Origin of the sequence: Paenibacillus sp. M-152 (assembly GCF_003856555.1) — a bacterium.
GTDB classification, from domain to species: Bacteria; Bacillota; Bacilli; order Paenibacillales; family Paenibacillaceae; genus Paenibacillus; species Paenibacillus polymyxa_C.
In genome coordinates this window covers 2,939,976-2,962,999 of record NZ_CP034141.1, presented here as the reverse complement: position 1 = coordinate 2,962,999, position 23,024 = coordinate 2,939,976, and the positions used below count along the sequence as shown (strand labels likewise).

17 protein-coding genes are annotated in these 23,024 nt (G+C 37.6%); 6 read left to right on the top strand and 11 right to left on the bottom strand.

The window, feature by feature from the left end; translation table 11 throughout:
- Nucleotides 1–32 precede the first annotated feature (32 nt).
- Entirely contained in the window at nucleotides 33–587 is a 555-nt protein-coding gene (locus tag EGM68_RS12800) for a cysteine hydrolase family protein (protein WP_129549326.1), read from the top strand.
- Nucleotides 588–1,296: 709 nt separating this feature from the next.
- Here the strand turns inward: EGM68_RS12800 and EGM68_RS26095 are convergent.
- The 3 genes from EGM68_RS26095 to EGM68_RS12785 form a co-directional block, all read right to left on the bottom strand.
- Nucleotides 1,297–1,395, bottom strand: a complete 99-nt coding sequence (locus EGM68_RS26095; RefSeq protein WP_240664021.1) for a nitroreductase family protein — start codon at nucleotides 1,393–1,395, stop codon at nucleotides 1,297–1,299.
- A gap of 72 nt (nucleotides 1,396–1,467) precedes the next feature.
- Nucleotides 1,468–2,001: a chromate transporter gene (locus EGM68_RS12790; protein ID WP_129549325.1), complete on the bottom strand. Its 534-nt coding sequence runs from the start codon at nucleotides 1,999–2,001 to the stop codon at nucleotides 1,468–1,470.
- A 13-nt stretch (nucleotides 2,002–2,014) separates the two neighbouring features.
- A complete protein-coding gene (locus EGM68_RS12785) occupies nucleotides 2,015–2,650 on the bottom strand; it encodes a chromate transporter (RefSeq protein ID WP_129549324.1) in 636 nt (211 codons plus the stop codon).
- 265 nt (nucleotides 2,651–2,915) lie between these two features.
- On the opposite strand from EGM68_RS12785, the gene EGM68_RS12780 reads away from it, so the two are divergent.
- Nucleotides 2,916–4,103, top strand: coding sequence for an ROK family protein (locus EGM68_RS12780; protein ID WP_129549323.1), 1,188 nt, complete (start codon nucleotides 2,916–2,918; stop codon nucleotides 4,101–4,103).
- A gap of 622 nt (nucleotides 4,104–4,725) precedes the next feature.
- Here EGM68_RS12780 and EGM68_RS12775 read toward each other — a convergent pair.
- Together EGM68_RS12775 and EGM68_RS12770 are read right to left on the bottom strand one after the other, a co-directional pair.
- Nucleotides 4,726–7,227: an FAD-dependent oxidoreductase gene (locus EGM68_RS12775; RefSeq protein WP_129549322.1), complete on the bottom strand. Its 2,502-nt coding sequence runs from the start codon at nucleotides 7,225–7,227 to the stop codon at nucleotides 4,726–4,728.
- Entirely contained in the window at nucleotides 7,224–7,544 is a 321-nt protein-coding gene (locus tag EGM68_RS12770; RefSeq protein ID WP_129549321.1) for an ArsR/SmtB family transcription factor, read from the bottom strand. Before EGM68_RS12770 ends, EGM68_RS12775 begins: the two co-directional genes overlap by 4 nt.
- A gap of 716 nt (nucleotides 7,545–8,260) precedes the next feature.
- Between EGM68_RS12770 and EGM68_RS12765 the strand changes: the two genes are divergently transcribed.
- Nucleotides 8,261–8,581 (top strand): winged helix-turn-helix transcriptional regulator, encoded by a 321-nt coding sequence (locus EGM68_RS12765; RefSeq protein WP_129549320.1) that lies wholly within the window; start codon nucleotides 8,261–8,263, stop codon nucleotides 8,579–8,581.
- A gap of 352 nt (nucleotides 8,582–8,933) precedes the next feature.
- Nucleotides 8,934–9,815 carry an SDR family oxidoreductase gene (locus EGM68_RS12760; protein WP_129549319.1) on the top strand — a complete coding sequence of 294 codons (882 nt, stop codon included), beginning with the start codon at nucleotides 8,934–8,936 and terminating at the stop codon, nucleotides 9,813–9,815.
- A gap of 641 nt (nucleotides 9,816–10,456) precedes the next feature.
- Here EGM68_RS12760 and EGM68_RS25720 read toward each other — a convergent pair.
- The 3 genes from EGM68_RS25720 to EGM68_RS12750 all read right to left on the bottom strand — a co-directional run bounded on the left by EGM68_RS25720 (nucleotide 10,457) and on the right by EGM68_RS12750 (nucleotide 12,980).
- Nucleotides 10,457–10,666, bottom strand: a complete 210-nt coding sequence (locus EGM68_RS25720; protein ID WP_165264034.1) for a hypothetical protein — start codon at nucleotides 10,664–10,666, stop codon at nucleotides 10,457–10,459.
- A gap of 671 nt (nucleotides 10,667–11,337) precedes the next feature.
- On the bottom strand, nucleotides 11,338–11,583 hold the full coding sequence (locus EGM68_RS12755; protein ID WP_129549318.1) for a transposase: 246 nt from the start codon (nucleotides 11,581–11,583) through the stop codon (nucleotides 11,338–11,340).
- Nucleotides 11,584–12,134: 551 nt separating this feature from the next.
- Nucleotides 12,135–12,980, bottom strand: coding sequence for a hypothetical protein (locus tag EGM68_RS12750; RefSeq protein WP_129549317.1), 846 nt, complete (start codon nucleotides 12,978–12,980; stop codon nucleotides 12,135–12,137).
- 77 nt (nucleotides 12,981–13,057) lie between these two features.
- On the opposite strand from EGM68_RS12750, the gene EGM68_RS12745 reads away from it, so the two are divergent.
- Nucleotides 13,058–13,821 (top strand): IS5 family transposase gene (locus EGM68_RS12745; protein WP_206099025.1). Its coding sequence is split into 2 segments (ribosomal slippage): nucleotides 13,058–13,394 and nucleotides 13,394–13,821, totalling 765 coding nucleotides; the frame shifts between segments, so codons are not numbered across the junction.
- 1,690 nt (nucleotides 13,822–15,511) lie between these two features.
- Here EGM68_RS12745 and EGM68_RS12740 read toward each other — a convergent pair.
- Nucleotides 15,512–18,541: a DEAD/DEAH box helicase gene (locus EGM68_RS12740; RefSeq protein WP_129549316.1), complete on the bottom strand. Its 3,030-nt coding sequence runs from the start codon at nucleotides 18,539–18,541 to the stop codon at nucleotides 15,512–15,514.
- Nucleotides 18,542–19,357: 816 nt separating this feature from the next.
- Nucleotides 19,358–19,654, bottom strand: a complete 297-nt coding sequence (locus EGM68_RS26560) for a TnsA endonuclease N-terminal domain-containing protein (RefSeq protein WP_129550321.1) — start codon at nucleotides 19,652–19,654, stop codon at nucleotides 19,358–19,360.
- Between the two features lie 290 nt (nucleotides 19,655–19,944).
- On the opposite strand from EGM68_RS26560, the gene EGM68_RS12730 reads away from it, so the two are divergent.
- Complete coding sequence (locus EGM68_RS12730) at nucleotides 19,945–20,892, top strand: cation diffusion facilitator family transporter (protein WP_129549315.1); 948 nt, start codon at nucleotides 19,945–19,947, stop codon at nucleotides 20,890–20,892.
- 470 nt (nucleotides 20,893–21,362) lie between these two features.
- Here EGM68_RS12730 and EGM68_RS12725 read toward each other — a convergent pair whose 3' ends face one another.
- Nucleotides 21,363–22,277: a LysR family transcriptional regulator gene (locus tag EGM68_RS12725; protein ID WP_058830785.1), complete on the bottom strand. Its 915-nt coding sequence runs from the start codon at nucleotides 22,275–22,277 to the stop codon at nucleotides 21,363–21,365.
- Nucleotides 22,278–23,024 lie beyond the last annotated feature (747 nt).

The following is a 23,024-nucleotide window of genomic DNA, read 5'->3' as shown; positions in this document are numbered from 1 at the left end:
GTAACAAAATACTTTAAACGAGGTGGAGAATAATGAGCACAGCTTTAATTATTGTAGATATTCAAAACGACTATTTCCCGAATGGAAAGATGGAGTTAAGTAACCCTGAAAAGGGGGCAGCTAATGCTGCGAAAGTGCTTGATTGGTTCAGACAAAACCACAAAGATAATATTTTCCATGTTCAGCATATCGCAAGTGATCCAGGGCTAGGTTTCTTTCTTCCAGATACGGAAGGAGTAGAAATACATGAAGCTGTTCTACCATTAGAAAACGAAAACATCATTATAAAACATTTTCCTAACAGCTTTTTACAGACTGAATTAGAAAGCAAATTAAAAGAAAAAAAAGTAACTAAGGTAGTGGTTGTGGGTATGATGACACATATGTGTATTGATGCCACAGTTAGAGCGGCAGTGGATCTCGGCTATGAAACTACACTTATTGAAGATGCATGTGCAACGAGAGACTTATCTTACCATGGTAAGGTTGTGCCAGCTGAAATGGTTCATTATGCGTTTGTCAGCGCACTTGAAAGTATGTATTGCGATGTGAAATCGACTGAAGAATTTCTACAACAAAAAAGTTAACACAATCTAATTAATAATAAAAAAGTTGCTTTAAAACAACGTTTATCTAATTCATTTAATAATAATCGTTGTAAAAGCTTGCATTACTGTATAAACCGAAATTTATGATCACCTTCCTCTTTGCCAAGCAAGGTGGAAGGTGATCTTCATTCATTTCAGGCCCTATATAAAGCCAGCAATCGGCAATAATTTAGATTCCAATAGTTCAATTAAATAAACGTGTCAAACTAAACTTTTGTCTTATTATGTTCTAAACTACTTTTGTTGTATTGTCTCCACTCTGTAATTCTATTAGTGGGCAATCGCATCGTTGCGTATCCTATATCAATTCCTTTGCCGATTGCTACAACCATCACTGAAAACATAGCGATTTTTATCCAAACCAAAACTTAAGCAATATATTTTTTTCGTAACCCCCCATAGGATTCGTATCATATCCATGAGCCCGTGCAACAAGCATTAATTACATTGCTACCAGCCCATAATCTGTCATGACAATATCTCTGCGTTCTTGTTCGGAAAGTTTTTTATAATTTTCAAGTAATCTAGAAAGTAGTTGTTGTTAAACTTTCCTAGTCATAAATCCCAATTTCACAGATTCACTAAATATTTCTTCGGCATAATGTTCATTTTCTAGATCTCCAAAAATAGCTATTACTGCTGCAGAAATTTCTATAATGTGTTTATTGAATGGTGCAATCTGTACAAGTTATGACTTTGCTTCGTCACTCTCTAGCACTAAAAAACGCCAAGGCTGAAAATTAATTGAAGATGGCGCTCTCGTTGCTTCTCGCAATATTTCCGTCATTTCTTGATGGCCTATTTTAATTAAAGGATCGTAATCTTACTCGTTTGGGTAGCACGTCTGCCTGCATAACCGTCAAAATATAATGATTCCACATGCTGCGGCTAGCAAGATCACTCTGAAGGGATGTATTTTGTACTTAGTAATCGCGGTTAGACAGATTGCACAAATAATAAGCATCCCAAAGTTCGACCAGCTAAACAATGGTTCCTGATTACTTCCAAATCCAAAATGAATTGCAGCATAAATGACGAGTCCTGTTATGATCGGGCGCAATCCGTAAAACGAATATCGTACCCACTGATTGTTTTGCATACGAAGAAAAAAAGCTGAACAAAGAATGACAATAAAAAGTGAAGGTAATATAATTCCAATTGTAGATATAGTTGCACCTATTATACCCATTTGGGAATAACCAATTAGAGTTGCTGTATTGGTTGCAATCGGACCTGGAGCCATTCCTGCTAGAGTAACTATCTCTTGAAACTTTTCAGGCTCAATCCATCCTTTTTCAGTCACTTCGCGCTGGATGAGAGCCATCACTGCATATCCCCCACCAAATGAAATCAATCCCACTTTTAAAAATACGAGAAATAGCTTTAATAACATGCGCTCAACACCTTCAAATATAGTATTCAGGATAATTTGGTTCTGACTGATGCTTCATTTCTTTTTTTTCAGTAAGGGCTGAAAGACCAAGAGAACGCTTGATGGAAACAATAACTATCCCCAAAATTGGACCTCCAAGTATCAGGTACAAAGAATGGAACGATGTAAAAAGTAGCAGAAAGACACTAATACCTGAAATAAACATTGTGGATAGGTCTATTATGGATGTCTTCCCCACTTTAAATACCGCCACAATAATTAATGCAATAATTGCAGCGTGGACTCCCTTTAGGGCCGCTTCTACCTTCGGGATATCCTGAAACATCATACCGAATATACTGAGACCAAGCATTATGACAAAGGTCGGTAGTGTAATCGCTATAACGGCCATTACCGCACCAATCACTCCTGCCAGTCGATATCCGATGAAAGCAGCTGAATTCACAGCTACTCCGCCAGGAGCGGAGCCAGCTACAGATACCATGTCCCCCATCTCGTTAGGACGTATCCATTTTTTCTTATCGACAATTTCTCGCTCAATAGCTGCAATCATCGCATATCCTCCACCGAAGGTTGAGGGACTCAATTTAAAAAAAACAACAAACAACTGACCAATCATGTTAAGGCGTTCATTTTGTTGTACATGCATATAGCACCTTCCGTTCATAAATCTTTTGAGTTCGATATCTTTCATTATAACACGTTAATTTCATTTTGGATGAAAGATATTGAATTTATAATATGTAAGTCAATAATAATATAGAAATCAACTAAAAATAATGTTAAATCCCTTTTTTTAAATCCATTTTGAAATAAACTCAATAATCCCTATAACATTAGCTGGAAAATAAGTTTTACATCAGCTATACTCAATATATCCCGACTCATTCACTTGGAAATGGAGCGAAATACCATTGTTAAATCATTCCCATTTTTCAATCAAAAAGCAGATCTATGATCGGATTGCTTATCTTGGAACGGCATCTAAAGCTGAGTTGTTAGACTATTTCTCTATAACAAGTAGCAGTATGACCCGTATACTTGAGGACATGCTAGTGCAAAAACGTATTGTAGTATCCGGACTCGGTACATCAACTGGAGGACGTAAACCAATTCTATTTCAAACGAATCCTGACTATGGTTACCTTTTGGGGTTAGAAATCTCGCGTATCAGTTCCTCACTGGGACTGTTTGACCTGCATCTCAATCCTTTATCTTCTGTTCGTTGGGAAATGGATCGTAGCCTCACCCCCGAATTACTCGTTAAACTGGTGATAAACGAGACAAATAAAATGTTAGGGAATCATCATATAGCTCAGGAACAGATTCTGGGGATGGGTATCGGGGCAGTCGGTCCCCTGGATCCCAAAAAGGGTATTATCTTACAACCTGAACATTTTCCTTCCGCTGATTGGAACAATGTACCTATCTGCACGTTACTGGAGAAAGGACTTAAAATCCCGGCAAAACTCGACAATGGAGCTAACACAGCCTTGCTTGCAGAACACTGGGCACTTCGAAATGAAGCTTGTGAGCATATGTTATATGTCCATGCAGGAGTGAGCATACGCTCATCAATCATGTCTGAAGGGCAGATTTTACGAGGTGCTGCTGACACAGAAGGAGCAATCGGGCAAATGATCATTCATGCAGGTGGGCGAAGACTCAGAGACAAAGGGAATTATGGTTCTCTCGAGGCATATGTATCCGTACCTTCACTTGAAGAACGTGCACAGTTTCAACTTAAATTAGGCCGTGAAAGCTCGCTCTCGAGCATACCACCTGAATGTATTACTTTCTCTTCCCTTGTCAAAGCGTTAGAACAGAAAGATCCTTTGGTAAGAGAATTGTTCACTGAGACAGCTTCGTATTTAGGAATTGGGATTGCTAATCTGATTAATACTGTGCATCCCGAATATGTCATTTTAGGTGGAGCGCTTATCAATGCAGACCCAATTGTATATGATACAGCAACTCAGATTGCCAAAAAGAATATTTATCATTATCCACACTACAACCCTATCTTTTCTACAGGAGTTTATAGAGAGGACGGTGTGGTAACTGGAGCTGCACTACAGATTCTACAAAATTGGGATAAATAGATATAAAACAAAATGAATGCAAAAAACTCTGTCCCAACCGAACATCGGCTTAAACAGAGTTTTATTGTTTAATTCTTAATATAATTTCTTATAAAGGTAGACACCACTACTTTAACACATCATACGGCCCCCTAAATACACTAATACAAAAGTTCAATACATCGTACCTAATGGGGTCTTGTTCATTATTATTTCCTCAGTATGTTATAACGGAGATAGAGTAATCCCCTCTACCCAACCAATTTCACATGGAATCTTTGATTAGAGAATTCTCTCAGATATCGCTTATAATTTGTTTTCAAGAATTGAATGAGATGATTTACGATTAAAGCACAGCTTACTGGCTACTTCGGAATTTGATCATCTAATTAACCAAAAAAACAACCCGCTTAAGAGCGAGTTGTCTGAGTTGTACTAATCTATTTTAGGAAAAAAAGGTACTGTCTCATATGTACCATAAATTTTTCTACAATAGAATCAACGTTCTCTACTTCTGCGGGTTCATCAACCTATAAAAATTTAATTAAACGATGCTCCCTTAATTCAACAGTTACTGTGGGACAATCGTTATGCTACAGATGCCCATACATGTCACCGAGTAAATCCAATGTATAATACCAACTTATATAAACAGGTTATGGTTTGCATGATCCGCTTGTCCTAGATAGTAACCAACACCACCAATTTTAATCTGGTCCATTAATTCCTCGTGCTGAATGCCCATAAGATCCATTGACATCTGACATGCTACCATTTCAACACCCTGTTCAGCTGCACTTTGAATGAGTTCTTCCAGAGAAGCAACATTGTTATTACCCATAATGCCACGGATAATTTTAGGTCCGATACCGAGCATATTCATTTTAGACATGCTAAGCTTGCGGCTGCCGCGCGGCAGCATTATGTCAAACATGCGGCCAACCATCGTTTTGGATACCACCTGAGGCTGATGCTTCCGGATAATATTGAGACCCCAGAATGTAAAAAACATCGTAACTTTGCGTCCGCTTGCAGCCGCACCATTCGCAATAATGAAAGAGGCAATCGCTTTATCCAGATCGCCGCTGAAGACAACCATGGTGCTGGAAGGCTCAGTATTAGGAGCTTTCACAGTTGAGGATATAGTTTGTACTGTCTTTTTTGCAATCACCGCCTCAATAATTCCGCCTTTACCACGTTCTAACTGCAGTAGCGGGGAACCAGACATAGTTGCCCATGCTTTCACGTCTTCGTAAAATCCTGGATCGGAAGCTTTTACGCGCAGTGTCTGCCCTTCGGTTAACTGATCCATGGAATGCTTGACTTGCATTAGCGGGCCGGGACAGCTTAAGCCGCATACATTCAGTTCGTTATCGATATGAAGCGGTTGTCCAGAAACCTGCTCCGTCGGCTGCAAAATAGTCTCTTTTACAGTAGGCATTTGTTCGTTACGGTCCTGACCGTCATTGTCGTCATGGTTCTCGTTAGAAAAAGTAGTGGGCCTAAATTGCGCCTGACGGTATGTTTTATAGCCTCCACTCAAATTTTTTACGTTAAAGCCATGCTGACGCAAAATTTGTGAAGCAGTATATCCGCGTAAACCGACCTGGCAGTATACCCAGATTTCCTTAGAGGAGTCCAGTTCATTTAGTCGCTGACGAAGCTCGTCTACTGGAATGGATAACGAATCTGGAATATACCCGCTGCGGTGCTCCAGATCACTCCGAACGTCCAGCAATATGGATTGCTCCTGTTTGCGTATAGATAGCTGATCATATGTGAAAGCATGCACACGTCCTGCAATAATGTTTTCTGCTGCATAGCCAATCATATTAACCGGATCTTTCGCAGAGGAATAAGGCGGTGCATAACTTAGCTCAAGCTCTGTCAGATCACTGACGTGCCCCCCAAAATGAATGACTACGGCAATGTCATCAATCCGCTTGTCCACACCATCATAACCAACTGCCTGAGCACCCAAAATTTTACCATCAGGTGTAAATAACAGTTTAAGAGTAATTGCACTGGAATCCGGATAATACGATGCATGGGAGCCAGGATGCACGATAACCGTGCGATAATCAATACCGAGACGTTTTAGTGTTTTTTCATTACTGCCAGTAGCAGCCCCTGTCATTCCAAACACTTTAATAATGGATGTACCCTGTGTTCCTTTATATGTGGAATTCAGTCCGGCAATCCGATCGGCAACAATTCGCCCTTGTTTATTGGCAGGTCCTGCAAGCGGAATAGCTGTTTTTGTTCCATGAATGTAATCAGTTACTTCGATGGCGTCACCAACAGCATAGATATGTGGCACACTGCTTTCCAACGCTTCATTGACAATAATATGCCCACGTGTGCCCAGAGTAACACCACTATTTTTCAAAAAAGATGTATCCGGAGTTACCCCTATCGCGAGAATAACCAGATCAGCAGACAGAACATTACCATCGATAAGCTCAACGCCAATGCCCTGCTCAAGTGAACGGAATCCTTGAACACGCTGCGAAAACAGCAGCTTTACGCCATGCTGCTCCATTTCCTGTGCCAGTGCCGCTGCCAGTTCAGCGTCAAATGGAGCCAATAGTTGTTCATTGCCCTCGACCAGCGTCACATCTAGGCCTGCTTCCTTTAAATTTTCTGCCATTTCGACACCGATAAATCCACCACCTATAACGATCGCAGAATTGTTGTTATACGAATTTATTTGTTCCTTAATACGGTCAATATCAGGTATACTACGAACTGTATAAATAAGCGGATGATCTTTTCCTGGCATATCGGGAATAAACGGACGTGCACCTGGTGATAGAATTAACTCGTCATAGCTTTCTTCATATTGACCGCGTTCATGGTTTTGTACCTGAACCGTACGATTGTGTGGATCGATAGCAATGATCTCGCTCTTCGTACGCACATCAATCCGAAAGCGATCCGCCATGCCTTTAGGTGTTTGTACCAACAGACGCTCGCGGTCAGCAATCGCGCCGCCAATATAATAAGGTAGTCCGCAATTGGCAAATGATATATATGGTCCTTTCTCAAATATAATAATTTCGGCATCTTCATCCAAACGGCGCAGGCGTGCAGCTGCGGAAGCACCACCTGCTACACCGCCAACAATTAGTACTTTTTTGCTCATGATTCACAATCGTCCTCTCCAAATAAAATAGTTACAACCTGTTCAATCCTTGGGTCGGCAATCACATAATTCACTTCAAGTCCATTGCGCTCGGTCGCGACAATGCCTGTACTGCGTAGCCTCTGCAAGTGCTGAGAGACTGTTGATTGCGGAAGGCCAAGACATTCTTGCATATATGAAACATTACATTTCTTTTTCCGCATCAGCCCACGTACAATGCACAAGCGAATCGGGTGAGACAAAGCTTTCAGTAGATTAGCAGGTTCGTCAAACTGCTTTAAATCGTTACTATCAAAAGTAGTGGTGTTCAAATTCATCCCCCCGTTGTTATCGTTATATTGTAATATTACGATATAACGATTTCGATGTCAAACTTCTCTCTAAAAAAATCAAACTTATGAATAATCTTATCTTAATGAAATTCACAATTGGATTAGAGTGGCTAAGGAAGTAAGTAGATATTTTTAGATTTACCATCACATATCCCATAAAGCTAGTCACTCATCTTCGGTGGAATAAGCACTAATATGTTAATTGTAAACTAGCATTAAATGTCCTTCGTGAGCTTCCACTCTTTTGTTATTACGCAGTTGTCTCAGTCTCTTTTAATGATTGAATTGCTTTTCGGCTATACTTTGAGGTGAAAACGAGTAGAAAACGAACTTTATCATATCAAAGATAACGAGCAGCTCCTTTCAGTGAGTGATCGAAACGATGACTAGCCTCATAAAATAGAAAAAGCTGTACACCTATTTTGGTATGCAGCTTTTTCTTTATCCAAGATGATTCACAATTGCATGAGCAACGCTTTAAGTTAATTTGAAAATCAGTATTTGAAAATAATGGTCTGTCACTCTAATCGTAATTTAACGTTCCGGGAGTGACCAGATAATGTTCAGAGATGTAAATGCTTGAAAAATAAGATTACTTGGTCAAACCGAGACCAAATGATATACTTACACAAAATAAGCGACTTATGTTATAAATTCTTTCAAAATTATTAGTAATCAACATTCAAGGAGGTATTAGAGACTTGGAGTCTATTAGAATAAATGATCGTTGTCCCGTAGAGTTTGCTGTGAGTTTGATTGGAGGGAAATGGAAACTTTTGATATTATATCGGCTAATGACTCATCAAACCATTCGTTTCAATGAATTGCAAAAAATGCTTACGCCCATAACCCATCGAACATTAACACGGCAGCTAAGAGAGCTTGAAGATTCGGGCCTGATTAATCGCGTTACTTATCCTATAGTACCACCTAAGGTCGAATATTCACTTTCAGAAAAAGGGAAAAGTCTGACTACAATTCTTTCACAATTAGAAGACTGGGGATTAAATCATATGGAATAGGTTGCACTTCCAACATTCCATAATGGGAGTTTACACTTATATATTAATAATTTTTTCTAAGCTAAGTTCAAGATGAATAATTCTTAACTTAGCTTATTCATCATCATGTAATTGGCAACGCCTCTGCTTTTAGCCGCGTATCTCCATACAAATTATTAACTAACTCCCTTTTCTTCAAAGACTTTTAGTACTTCTCTTCTGATCCCTCAGTATCTCCGAAGATACTTCATATCAATAATGTGCGTACTTACATTACGGAGTTCAGAATGTTAACTTAGGAACACACGTTGAGTACTACTTAGTATTCAATAAGCATTCAAAAATACTCATTGAAAGGTAGTTGTTCATAATCATGAAGAATACTGAACGATATTTAGTATATGGAGCATCTGGTACACAAGGAGGTGCAGTCGCGAAATTACTCGTCCAAGATGGTTTTGAGGTTCGGACAGTGACTCGTAACGAAGAAACTGCAAAAGTTTTGAGGGGTCAAGGAATCAAAGCTTTTATTGGAGATTTGGCTGATGTTGAACTGCTACATCAAGCACATGAAGGTGTTGACAGAGTATTCCTGAACCTCCCTGTCGAGTTTAACCTGGACAAATTAAGACAGTATACTAAAAACGCTATTGCCTCAGCTTTGAAAGCAAACGTAAAATTGTTTGTTGTCAATACAAGTATTTATGTTCCTGATCTAATTACCGAATCGGCAGGGCTGGAAATAAAACGCGAAATCATAAATGAAGTAAAGCAGAGCTGCCTGCCCTTTATTATTGTGGAACCGATTATTTACATGGAGAACTTCTTGATTCCAGGGACACTGAATAATGGGGTACTATCCTATCCAGTGCCTGCAGATAAACCTATCTCGTGGATTAGCATCAATGATGCAGCGCAATATCATTACTATGCTTTAAGACATCCTGAACTTGCAGGAAGTATTATACCGGCACCAGGCCTAGAGGCTCTCACCGGTTCACAATTGGCTGAGACATTTAGTGATGCATTGGGTGAAAATATAAGCTTTGTCTCCTTGCCTTTTGATAGCTTCGAAGCGGGTATACGCCCATTTCTAGGGGAAGATACAGCTACTGGTCTAAAAGAGGTATATCAGTGGATTTATGAGCATACGGATCATCTTCCGCTGTATCAAGAGGTCGACCAGAGCATTAAAACCAAACTTCAGTTAACCACACTGGCAAATTGGATTCGTCAAACAATGATTAAAGCATAGTATTTTCTATCAGATATAATAAATTATAGTAAAACAAGCAAGACGAAAACCAAAACTTTCCTTGCTTGTTTTACTTGTACAAAATAAAGAACAATTCGATATCAGATTACGCAAGTTCCTTCAGTGTTTCCCCTCACTTTAGAAGGTTGGTTGGCTATTGGGGTTCTCAGTCTGGTTTATAGCCCTTTTTGATTTATCGCCCAGTCGATGTCACTGAAATTCGCGACCTGCTCACTTTGTCCAAACCTCTATTTCGAATCCCATAAGTTGGTTGGCCGTTTATGTTTTCTTTAATATCTCCCACATAGAAGAGCCATTTTAGGGTTAAAAAAGGTACGTCCTTTACAGAAGGATGAGTTAATTGCTGTACAATTTCTTTAATAGTTAACCCTTTATGCCCTAATAGAACCGAGCGCTTCATTTGAATAAACAGGCTTCTTATTATTGACTACTGACATAAATAAGAACGTTCTATTCTCAATTGAATGGCGGCCCTTTCTTATATTGTCTTCTGTACGAACCACGTAATTTTTAATGTAAACTCGACAACATTCTAGTTGTGCTTCGATTTGCCGTTGAGTTCGATCATATTTAGGATATTTTGATGTGAGTTCCTTCTCGTATTTGACTTTTACAAAGGTTTATGAACCATCTCGATTCAAAATCCACATATCAAATATGCTTGTACGTAGTTGACCCTTCAAAACATATGATATTTTCAAAGGCTGCTCACAGTAAGTGATAACCTCCTGGTTCGTCTTCACGGTAAGCCAGTGATCAAACTCCAAATCACTGTATAGTTCAATATTGCGTTCCCTACTTTGTTTCCTCTTGAAGTCCAATAATTCCATATTTCTTACTCCATGAAATCTTGAGAGGATGATACTTGATGTTTTGATTTTCTCCACAAAGAACATCCCTAACATTAGGTGGGGATGTTGAAGTACAGCTTGAAACTAAGGACTCCAATTCATCAAAACAAGGATGGCTGCCGACACCTAATGCTAGCTATCCCTTATCAGCAATTGATGATCCAAAGGTGTGGACAGGACAGGTTACCTTACCCAGAGCTTGTAAAGAAAAATTTTAATGTTTGATCGGACGCGTATATGAACGTTTTGAGGCAATGAAGGTGACAATAACAATACTGAGCGGCGCCTTGTATTTTCTGCAGAATTGGAGATTTAAAGGAGCCAGGTATAGAATTCGCATAAAAAGTATCGAAGAATAACGAATCAAGAGCCTGCCCTTTTGCTAAGTGGGTAGGCTACTTGATGTTACCATGTACATTTTCACCCGCTATAAGTGAGGAAGTAGCTGGGGAACGAAGAATGCTATAAGAGCGTTAGTGTAGGATTCAATAGACTTATACCAATGCCAGTCGCTTTCTTTGTGGGCTTTTGGCTGCGAGAAAAGTAATCAATCCGCATTGGCCAGGCCATATAACGGAAAACATCTGCGGCAAGTCTATCGTCTTTTGATGACCTTATGCTCTGCGATCAACAAATATAGTGATGCACGACTATCCAAGCCGTCGCCAAATCCACATCAACGTGCTCGAAGTTGCCGTCATCAGCGACAGCAAAAGCATTCCTAACAGTAAACCTAATTTGTCCCCCCTACTCACTTTTATAAATATTCTCAACTCGCAGCTGTATTTGAGGTCATATTCCTCCACAATCGCTGCTCTGGGTTTTCCGTTCTCATAGAGCTGCACCATTTGCTTTTTGAACTCGCTTGTAAACGTTCTTCGTTGTTGTTTGGACATTGTAGAGATCCGCTCCTTAGCTTGATGGTTTATTCTACAAGCCCTTATTTTTCTGTCCAACTAAGTGTAGACGATCCAGTCGAACTTCTCGACAGCCTGAACTCATTAACAAAAATGAGTTTTTTTATTTATCCATAACAGGACTAATAAACTTGATGGTTAAACATACGCGATGCAAATGAAAGGAATTCCTCAAGTAATGCAGCATCAATACCGGTTTTCCATACATATATGATATCCCGATTATACTGACAATTCTAGATCTAGGGTTCCCATTGTTATAGTCTCTTCATAATTAATTGCAATTATATATTAAAACTTTGTCCACTTACTGCGAGTAAGTTGTACAGATCTTTTTATACCCGGTTGTGAGATCAACAGTGAACGGCAAATAAAACACTCCATCATGAGGGGATTTACATTTTACTTATGCTTAGTGATATCTACTGTTTTCTTTACACCGCTCAGAAGAGATCTGCTGTCCCCTACTGGTCTTCAGTCCGAATTGAAGTAGATAAGAAAGAAGACTGCGATTTGCTGTCTCATAACAACTATTTGATATGGAATTTATTTTGTTGGATGTCATATTTCTTATTCTTATAAATTATTGGAGTAACTATTGTTGTTTTTTTATTGCTGGATAATCCTTTAGCATCAAAAGTTATACGAACAAAGTTTTCTCCTTCTTTTATATATTTTCTGTAATCTAATTTATAACGATAGTTATATATTGTATTCCCCATTTGAATTACTTGATCACTACTAGGTGACGATTTTCTCAACTGATACAAATAATCATCGTTTGTATTCGGGTTTTCTATAACTTCTTGAAACGCTATTTTAAAATCATCCTCTTTTAAACGTATTTTCTTTGTAAGCGGAGCCCCCTTCCTATCGAAACTCATAAAAGTAATAGAAACATTTTGTGGTGGGTAATTGTTGCTGTCAATGACAATATTTGAGTTTTCAAACCTAATATCTATTGGTTGCTTCGGTATCATAGTTATTACACCAAATAGACACCATAAAAAGGAAATTGCAACAAATACCCAAACACGCATAATTGATATACGCATAATTAAATTCAGTATTTTTTTAGGATCAAATTTATATTTCTTCTTAATACAAAACAAAATGATTATATATAGCGTCAAAAATGTAAAAATAAGTGTAATGCCGATAACCAATCGATCCTTAAAATAAAATTTCCGTACGACAATAAAGACTACAATTATTATTGATGATATTGAAAGATTCATATTTATGCTCTTAAAAATGTTGCCATATGCTTGATTTGCCTTTTTTATTTTTTTTTCAGTAACTTCTACTAGATTTGTTTGTAAGTTAAAGCTATTAAACTCTCTCCAGATATAAACTATAATATTTCCGATAATCATGGTTAAATTTATTCCTAAACATATTAGGGCGTGTCTTCAAAGTGTTTGAGTAGGAATATATTGGTTAAAACCATTAAATGAGTACACGATATGAAATTCAAGATCAACAATGGCGGCAGATTCAAGATCTTTTTCCACCTGAACGAAAACCACAAGGAGGACGTCCTGCAGTGGACAATCGAATCATGTTGAATGCCATGCTATGGGTGGCCCGTTCAGGCGCCCCTTGGCGTGATATGCCCGAAATCTTTCCCAATTGGAAATCTGTCTACACCCGCTTTCGACGCTGGCAGAAAGCAGGGATTTGGGATGAAGTGTTAAAACACGTTTCGCTGGATTCCGATGAGGAAAGCGTGATGATTGATGCCACGATTGTGCGAGTTCACCAGCATGGATCAGGCGCAAAAGGGGGCAAAGTAAGCAAGCGATCGGACGTTCCCGTGGTGGATTAAGCACCAAAATTCATGCTGTGGTGGATGCGTTAGGCAACCCACTTCGCTTTGAATTGACCGGAGGCGAGGCGCATGATTCCGTCCATGGATACAAAATGCTTAAAGCCATGAAACTGACCATGAAGCAAGTCTTGGCCGACCGAGCTTACGATACGAATGCAATCCGGGCTTTTTTGGAAGAACAGCGAGCCATCCCCGTGATTCCGGGGAAGAAAAACCGCCGAGTGCCTCCAAAATATGATCGGGATATCTACAAAGAACGTCACTTAGTGGAATGTTTCTTTAATAAAGTAAAAAACTACCGTCGTTTGGCGACTCGCTATGATAAATTAGCGTGTACGTTCAAGGCGTTTTTGACCTTGGCATCCATTGTAGTGTGGCTTGCTTAAGTTTGAAGACACGCCCTAGTACAATATGCTCTGAACCTATAGAAAATTCCATAGGTACTCTTGAAGAAAAAGAATACACAAAAAAGTCTAAGTAAAATCTCCCTATAAATCCAAAAATACCCCCTATTATAGTTAGAACTAATACTAATCTGGTTGTTCTTTCTGAGAAACTCAATTCATTTTTCTGATATCTTTGTTTTTTGTTAAATTTTTTTCTTTTACTATTTCTAAACAAATAACTCGCCCCTTTTTGTTATCGTCCTTAAAAATATGCCTTACTGCTCCTCTGTAAATGGTTAGTTTACGTTTATTCGTTGTTTGCTTACGTATTTGATTGACATCGTTATGGTTCGTTTATCCTCCCATTATTAATTGTCAGGTCCAGAGGCATTTCTGGAGGGATCGTTCAGAGTTTCGGTGTAAAAAGAGCGGAATAAAGTGGTGGAGCGTTCATTGTGTTTCCAGTACAGTATGATCAATATTCGGAAACGTCGTTATCTTATTCAATTATGTTGAGGTAACTTATTTCCGTTTTCTCTTACTGCCTTTTACAAAATGCTAAATACATTGGTTAGATGAGCTAATAATATAAACATTGTATATAGACTAAACTAGAACCAAGGACCACAGAATGGAAGTCCACAAGTATTATTCATTTAACTGACACACGCCAGATTTGCCAGGTTATTTGCACTGTGATCCATTGTTCTCTTATGAATATAAATCAATATCTTCGTTCATTATCATTCGTATTATAATATCTTGTTTGCACTTATTGTAGTGATTAGGATCATCAAACCATATTCAACCTTTTATATGTTTATTCCCTCCCCCTTTTACTATAGAATTCAGTTTAGGGATTACACATTAATTTAATGGTTGGATAAATTACAATACTAAGTGATGGCGACTTTAAAGGTGGAATTCTTTTTGATAGAGATTGTTCAAATTAGCAAACAAGCTAAATAGAGAAACTTAATGATATGACTCCTTTTCTTTACTGTGATAGCATTGATTTTGATTGCTCCCAATCTAGCTTTCCTCATCTCTGTTGTAATCTGTCGTGCTGAGTGAGCTCAACACAAAAAGAGACCAACGGTCAGAACACATTGATCTCTTTTTGCCGTTCCACTTTGCTTTTGTTTTTCCGCCGCTCTCGTCACTCGCAGATCAAGGGTTAAGTGCCCCCTCTTTTCTATTTTTAATGCCTCTAATAAGAAACCTTTATTTGGGTATTCAGTATGGTTGTTAGCAGATTAACGTCCCCTGGAAAAATGGCAGAAAGTGCCCCATTCTGTTCTAATTCCTTGTACCGTTAAAGGACAAGTTCTTGTCCCCCAACGCTAGTTATATTTTACCCACAAGAACTCAGTTATTCATTAAAGAAGTCACAACTGTATAAGTGTATTGTGTTACTAATGAAGGCTGATTTGCAGGTGCTCATTATTTAGATATTCATCAAGTTGGTAATCGGACTATGTTCTTGTCCCTCGACAATCATTTCTCGACTTTGTATTGAACAATGTTCTTGTCTCGGAACATTTAGTGACTTCAATGGGAACTTCGACTTGTTGTTGCGAAGGATGTAGCATGTCCTTAAAACTAAGCGTACAACTCTCTATAGTCGTACGCCCCTTTTTTATGACTTTGTTTTATTATTTAGTAGCAAAATATGAACAAAAGCATCCATTTAATTACTAAAATAACATGTAAAACGTAGGCCATAAGTATCTTTTAAATAAGCATCTGTTGCAAGAATAATTTGTTTCATAGGATTTGTGATCTCTAATATCGAGACCCCTGGCTGGACAATAGATATTTCAAATTCCGTTTCAAAACCAGCTCTCACCATCTTTTTTAACATTTTTAAAGTTTGTAAGTTCCCTTTTTCAAATCGTGTTTCACCATAGCTTCTCTGTCTCGTATTTTCCCTTTCAATCATTCTTTGTACTATTTCTATTACATTATCATTCCACATAATTGATTTTTCAGCTTGACCACATACTTCGTATAGATCTGAAACACGAGCACCGGGGCGCTCTCCGTGTGAATATTTGCAATGATAAAGATGAAATAAAATTTTTTGATGTTGCATATCAATTTTAACTGAAACGACATCTGCAATTTCCCCCGATCCATCATCATCGAAAATAATATCTGAACTTTGATCGACAATATTATGTATCGTAGCGTATTGAATAGAATCAGTCTTTCGCCCTCTTCCTTGAGATTCAGATTTAATATTGACTCCAAGTTCGTCCCAGTTAATAGAAATAAGAGCATCTGATGATAACTTAATACCACTTTTTGGTTTGATAACTGTTTTTAGATTTTCCTGAACTACAATTACAGTCCCATCATTTTGTATGAATGAGATTTCTGGTGAATACTCGTATAAATAATCGATCATTTTAACATTATTCTTACCCCATTTTATTATAAGCTCTTCACCTTCAATTTGCTTAAAACTATATGAGGACTCATTAATAATCTGTTCAAAAATAAATTTCCTTGCATTTATCAAAAATTCAAAGCGAAGATTTCCATCAACTAAACTGGGATTCCTTAACTCCGATTGATAGAAAGGATATGCCTTTTCTTCTTTAGTGATATGCAACTGTTTCGTGGAACTATTAGATGTTTCAACAATTTCTGGTAACAGTATTTTATAAGGAACACCTTCTGGAAACTCCTTGATTACTTCTAATGTGAGCGAATTATTTAATATACTATTCGTATCAATGGTATCATCCAAAACCTTCTTACCTATATCCTGACACCACTCTGTCCAGAAGTTTATACGTTCTACCCAACGCATCCAAACTTTCCCTCTATACGAACAACCAATACTTATACGTTCCCCACCTTGATAACCATAACCGAATAAATTAGATTTAGTCGAATTAGATACGACTGCTTCACTTATTCCAGACTTAATATCAGTACCAGCAAACATTCTAAAACTAATTCTTCCACTTGGTTGTTGTTTCAATCCTAAAGTGCCAATCATTAACCTATTAATTTCATTCAAGCTTCGATATACAGATTCCCCCTTAATTGCTATGGCTTTTGGAAATATACTTTCAACGAGTCGATTTCCTTTTCCAGTATCAGTTTCGTTTATATGTATGATTCCATTCTCCTTATCCAAAAACAAAACAAAAAAATCATAATCATATTGCACAATATCCTTTTGATCAGACCAAACTACTTTTGTTTCAATTTCCTCAATAAAAATGTAAACAGAATCTTCTTCATTTATCAATGATGTAGTTCTATCTGAATTCAAGACTAGTTTCCACCCGTCTACAAAAGTTCTTCCTGTAGGATTCCGAAACATTCGGGTACTTATTTTCATCTTAAGTTGTGATAAATCTATCTCCTTAACATGGCCTTTTTCAAACTTTCCAATGAACTCACCGAGTTGAACTTCTTTATCGATGGCTTGATGTGAATGGATATTGAGAAGTAAATTCCAATCAGAATCTTGACGGTATAACTCTTCTATCGAGTCCTTTAAATCATCCATTGCCACATTTGTTATAAGCTTTGCATTGCCTAAATTATTACCACTTGTTCGAGCAAATCGTCCAATAAATTGAAGAGTAATTGGAAGTGACTTATATTTATCATGAATTGCCGCAATTTTGAGTGTTGGAATATCGATGCCTTCACCAAACATGTCTACACATACCACAATTTTTGCATTACCTTCTTTAACTTCCCTTAAGTATTTATTTCTCTGTGTAACAGGGATACCAGTGTGAATTACAACTGGATTGTACTCTTTATACTGGGAGTATACTTTTTCATATAACTCATCAGCGCGCTTACGGCTTTTGGCTCTCGCTAAAAGTACATGCTCGAATCCTTTGTCCAGATCTTCATCTAAATATTTGATTGCAATTTTCGCGATCTCTTCATCAGACTTTCGGTCGTCAAATTCTTGAATTGGATAAAAGTCAATTGGCTTGAAATATCCAGCTTTTTGCGCCAGTGCCAATCCGTAATTAAAAATTATCTTACCATCAACCTTCTTTCCATCGTTTCTAAAAGGAGTTGCAGTAAATTGTAGAATCTTCTTTCCTAAAACCTTTTCTTTTACCGTTCCCCAATCGGGAGATGCAAGATGATGTGCTTCATCAAAGATCACTACTTCTACTTTTTGAACAAATTTTTCCCAAACAGAAGAAGGCATTTTTTTTATCATACCTGGGGTAGAAACCACGATATTTGCTTCCTCAAGTGCAGCAATCATAGTTTTTTCATCTTTATCTTCAACTTTAGATTTATAAAGAAAAGTGGTTGGATAAATAGTTTCATCAGAAATCATATCTAATTTTGGGAGTATACCAAAATGACTCGCTCCTTCATAAATTTGTTCTCTCAAGAGATTAGAAGGTACAATGATTAATGTTGAAGCTATTCTTTCAGAAATAATTGTTGCATACATTGTTTCAGACTTTCCTGTACCAGTAGGTAATACTATTGTAGCTGGAGAATTTGATGTTGCCCAATGTGCACGAATTGCAGATAAAGCTCCAAATTGAGGTAAACGTAAACCACTCTCACCTTTACTTCGAGAAACTCTCTCCTGGTAAGACAATCTCCAACTATCAAGTATTTTTTCTCGGCTGAATATATTACCTGCGCTGTCCGTACAACGACTTAACTTATTACCACGACCTATAGTTGTCACTACCGTTTTATACCGTACCAAAAACAATCCCTTCTTTCTGTTATATAATTTTCCAGATCACTTGAAGTAATTATAGTATAATTATTGCAGAAAACCTTTAATTAAAAAAGGTTCTTGCTATTATTTTGAATCAGATGTTCCAAATAGTTGGTACAACGGATTCGGCTCAATACTGCGCGTGGGCTTATCCGACTGTGTTTATCTCTTCTCGAACCATTTGGTTCATAAGAAATGTGAAAACACACCTTCAGTATCCTACCTATTTAAGTTTTAACTACAGTGCTTTATTTAGATGTATACATAATCGGTAATCGGATTATCTTCTTGTCCCTCAAAAATGACAAATCAGCACAAAGTACGTCTCAAAAACACATTCACCGTCCTCCCCATTTCTTTGCTAAAGTGCTTATTGACGAGCTTGTTTTATCTATTCAAATGGGATTACAGTTTCAGTAGGAATTTCCTAGTATAGAAGATACCGCTAAGGAAGTTGTTAGATAAGAAACTTATTAATAACTGCCGATACGTCCACTTTTCTTACGCATAAGCCGAATTAAGCTGTTTAGGTAAATACCAAACAATAATGACACTATGTTCTTGTCCTTTCAGCAACAGGTACAAGTTTTTGTTGTCGACTCCGAACACTTACTTGTACCAATAAACAAAAAAAGCTGTTAAAATATAAACCTTCGATGATTGGTTCGTTGGGAATGGGATAATATTCTTGTCAAAATCGGTATTAGGATAAAGTTCTTGTCAATTGGTTTTGACAAGAACTTTATCCCATAAAATAAAAAAGCCGCGATTTTCGCAGCAATTAATGAGATAATGTTCTTATCACCCGACAATAACCTTTAATTTATTTTCCAATTCTAAGTGGTTCTTTCTTAGATCTTTGTCTGTAACAACTTCATGTATAATCCCGTTATTATCGCACCAAATTTTCTGTGCCTTTATTTGTTTCAATGTTCGGGAGTTACGCGGATTTTCGGTATTTAAGTCGAATTCATATTTAACCTCACAACATTTTACAGTTCCATCTTTCAACTGAGTCCACATGTCAAAAATACTTGTATGTAGCTCACCATTAAAAGCATAGCTAATCTTAGGATATTGTTCACAATAAGCTTTGATTGCTTGTTTCTATTTTTTAAATTCGACGCTCCTACTCGACTTCTTAAAGCTGTTTAAAATATCCCCTCTTTATATACACCATAAAATAGATACACTAAAACAACGTTAGACCTATTAACCACTTTCTCAATACGGAAGTGCTTTAATGCTTTATAAAACTTAAAGGCAACTAAATACTGATGTTGGGCCATGCTGCACTTGACGTGTAGATTTTCCCCACATATAATTAAAGTCAATAAAACATATGAACAGTTGCTCATATGTTAATAAAATAGAAAGCTGGGATATGTATGGCAGGACATGATCATGGACATCGACACAACAATAAAAAAGTTTTGCTGATCTCCTTCATCATCATCACTACTTACATGCTGGTCGAAGCTTTTGGTGGATTTATTACCAATAGTTTAGCTTTGTTCTCGGATGCAGGTCATATGTTATCGGATTCTCTTGCGTTGGCGATCGCTTTGTTCGCGTTTAAGTTTGGAGAGAAAGCTATCAATAAGGAAAAAACCTTTGGTTACAGGAGATTTGAAATATTGGCTGCAATGCTAAACGGTGTTACTCTGATTGCGATTGCCTTATACATTTTTTACGAAGCGATTGAAAGGTTTATAAATCCTCCAGAAGTAGCTACAGTAGGGATGCTAGTTATCAGTATTGTTGGCCTGTTCATTAATATACTCGTTGCCTGGATTATGATGCGAGGCAGCGATACAGAGCACAATCTGAATATGAGAGGTGCTTATCTGCACGTCCTCAGCGATATGCTGGGATCTGTTGGAGCGATTATTGCCGCTCTTCTGATGATGTTCTTGGGATGGGGTTGGGCAGACCCACTTGCTAGTGTAATTGTCGCAGTACTTGTCCTTCGCAGTGGTTACTTTGTTAGTAAGTCTTCCCTGCATGTGCTTATGGAAGGAACACCCCGTAACATTGATGTAGAGGAAGTCGTACAAGCCATTTCGCAGTTCGAAGGTGTGAAAGCCGTACATGATGTGCATATTTGGTCAATTACTAGCAACTTAAACGCTCTGACTGCGCATATTGTAGTTGATGGAAATAAAACAGTGTATGAAACCGAGGCCCTACTGCATAGTATCGAGCATATGCTGGAGCATAAGAACATTCCTCACTCTACTTTGCAGATCGAGTCCGAACAGCATAGACACGATGAATCCATTTTGTGCACTATAGAGTCAGGTGCGCCGGATGCACATGCACATCATAGCCATTAATAAAAGGAGGACTGTTTGACTTTTTTTGGAGCGGCTGAATCCTCGACCGCTCCCCTAAGTACCAATGCACTCCTTGGAAATTTGTTCTGTAGACTAAGATCCAAGTCTTTTAACGCAAAATGGGTCATTCCTTCTTAAATGGAGCGATGGCATCTAGTATAAACCTCATTATTTTCTCAAAAGTCAAATTCATATCTGAATCGAGATAATTCAAGTCTGCCCACCATCACAATACGGTTTTTCGTACGCATCTTTACCTACGCGATTGCCCTTTGATACGATTCAATCAGTGATTCAAGGTGACCTTATTATTTTTGAAATGGTGACTTTTCCGTTCTCTTTACATATTAATAGCACCTGAAGCTATTCCCTCTGACTTTTCCAATCCAAAAAAGAACTGACCGTCGTAGCTTCTTTCTTTTATATGTCCAGTAGTATATAAATAAAGATTAATAAAATGAGTGGACTGTTTAATCAGTGCCTTTCATAAAATTCTGAGTCAAATGGAGTGAAGTCTCTTTTAGAGTATTAATAAAAATACGTGTCGCAGCACTCAGGTATTTATCTTTCCTGTAGATAATTCCTATATATCGAGCAAGATTAACATTTAAAATGGGAATAATTCTGATACGAGGATGGTTAAGGTACTCTAAGTAAGGTCGCGGTAATATAGTTACCCCTATCCTATCTATAACCATATTAATTAAAGATTGCATGGTTGTAATTTCAAAGACCGGTTCTGGAATAAACCCCACATCTTTACAAGCTTTATTTATAAGCTGTCTTATAAAGTATTGTTCAGGAAGTAAGATGGAAGGTGTTGTTTGCAAGACTTCTATACCTAATTTATCCTGATTCTCTAACGGGTGTCCAACAGGCACTGCAAACGCCATTTCCTCTCTATATAAAGAAATGGTTTCTAATTCATCCCCTTTCATAGGTAAAAAAACAATGCCTATATCCAGCTTATTTTCTAACAGTTGTTTTTGAATATCCCCAGTACGTAATCCAAACACAGATATCTTAACACCAGGATATAGATGATGGAAACTACGTAATGTGGGCGGAATGAGGTAATTTTCAACGGTTAACAAGGTGCCTATAGAAATGGTTCCTCTTTGAAGACCATTTAGTTCATCTATTGAGGTTTTTGCCTGTTCCAGTTCATGAAAAATGTTACGTGTATACTTTAAGAGTAATTGCCCTGATTCCGTAAGAGCCGTCTTTTTACCAATGCGATCAAATAAAAGTGTGCCAATTTCATGTTCTAACAAACGAATTTGTTGACTTAAAGAAGGTTGAGAAATCCCTACCTTTTCTGCTGCTCTTGTAAAATGTAGCTCTTGGCACACAGCGTAAAAATATTCAAGTTGTCTTAACTCCATTCTTAAGCCTCCTGATTTAAACGGTAATAGTTCCTACCTTTGCATTTTGCAAGTTCATTAACATGAATTTCAATAGGAATACTATAAACAATCTTAGATATTACATATTATATCATAGGTTAAACCTATGATTATTATATAAATAATTGAATTGTACTATTGATTGAACTGTCTTAGACTATTAGTTGCACAGAGATCCAAGTAAAGTCTTTAATCCTAAAAGTATACATTCTTTAAACTGTGTAAAAATTTTGTGGGGGTGATAAGATGGGTAGTCAAAAAACAGAGATTATCTACTACAGTGAGTTTTTAATAAAGAGTAGTAAGCCTGCCGTTCGAGCATGTTCATGGAAATGGAAAGACATTTATCCATTACTCAATTAATCTGTATCGGAAGGCTTTCTTTAAAGTGGCCGTGGAACATTGTCACTCATTCATAATCATACAGGGGATACGCATGGAACTTCATCAACTATGAAAGTAGTCGTCCAAATTTTTAAACCTGGTGGGCATAATAAAGCTCATCGTCATACTAATGTAGCTCTCAATCTAGTATTTCAGGGCGAGGGTTAAAGTATCGTGGATGGAGAAAAGATTGAATTGAAAAAAGGTGACCTATTCTTAGCTCCTCCTTGCTCTGCTCATGAGCATTGCAACACTTAGCAAACAGAGGATGCTATTATTTACACGTTTTAAAATGTACCGGTTCTTACTTCAATGGGCACTTGGTTTTTAGAGAAACCGGTG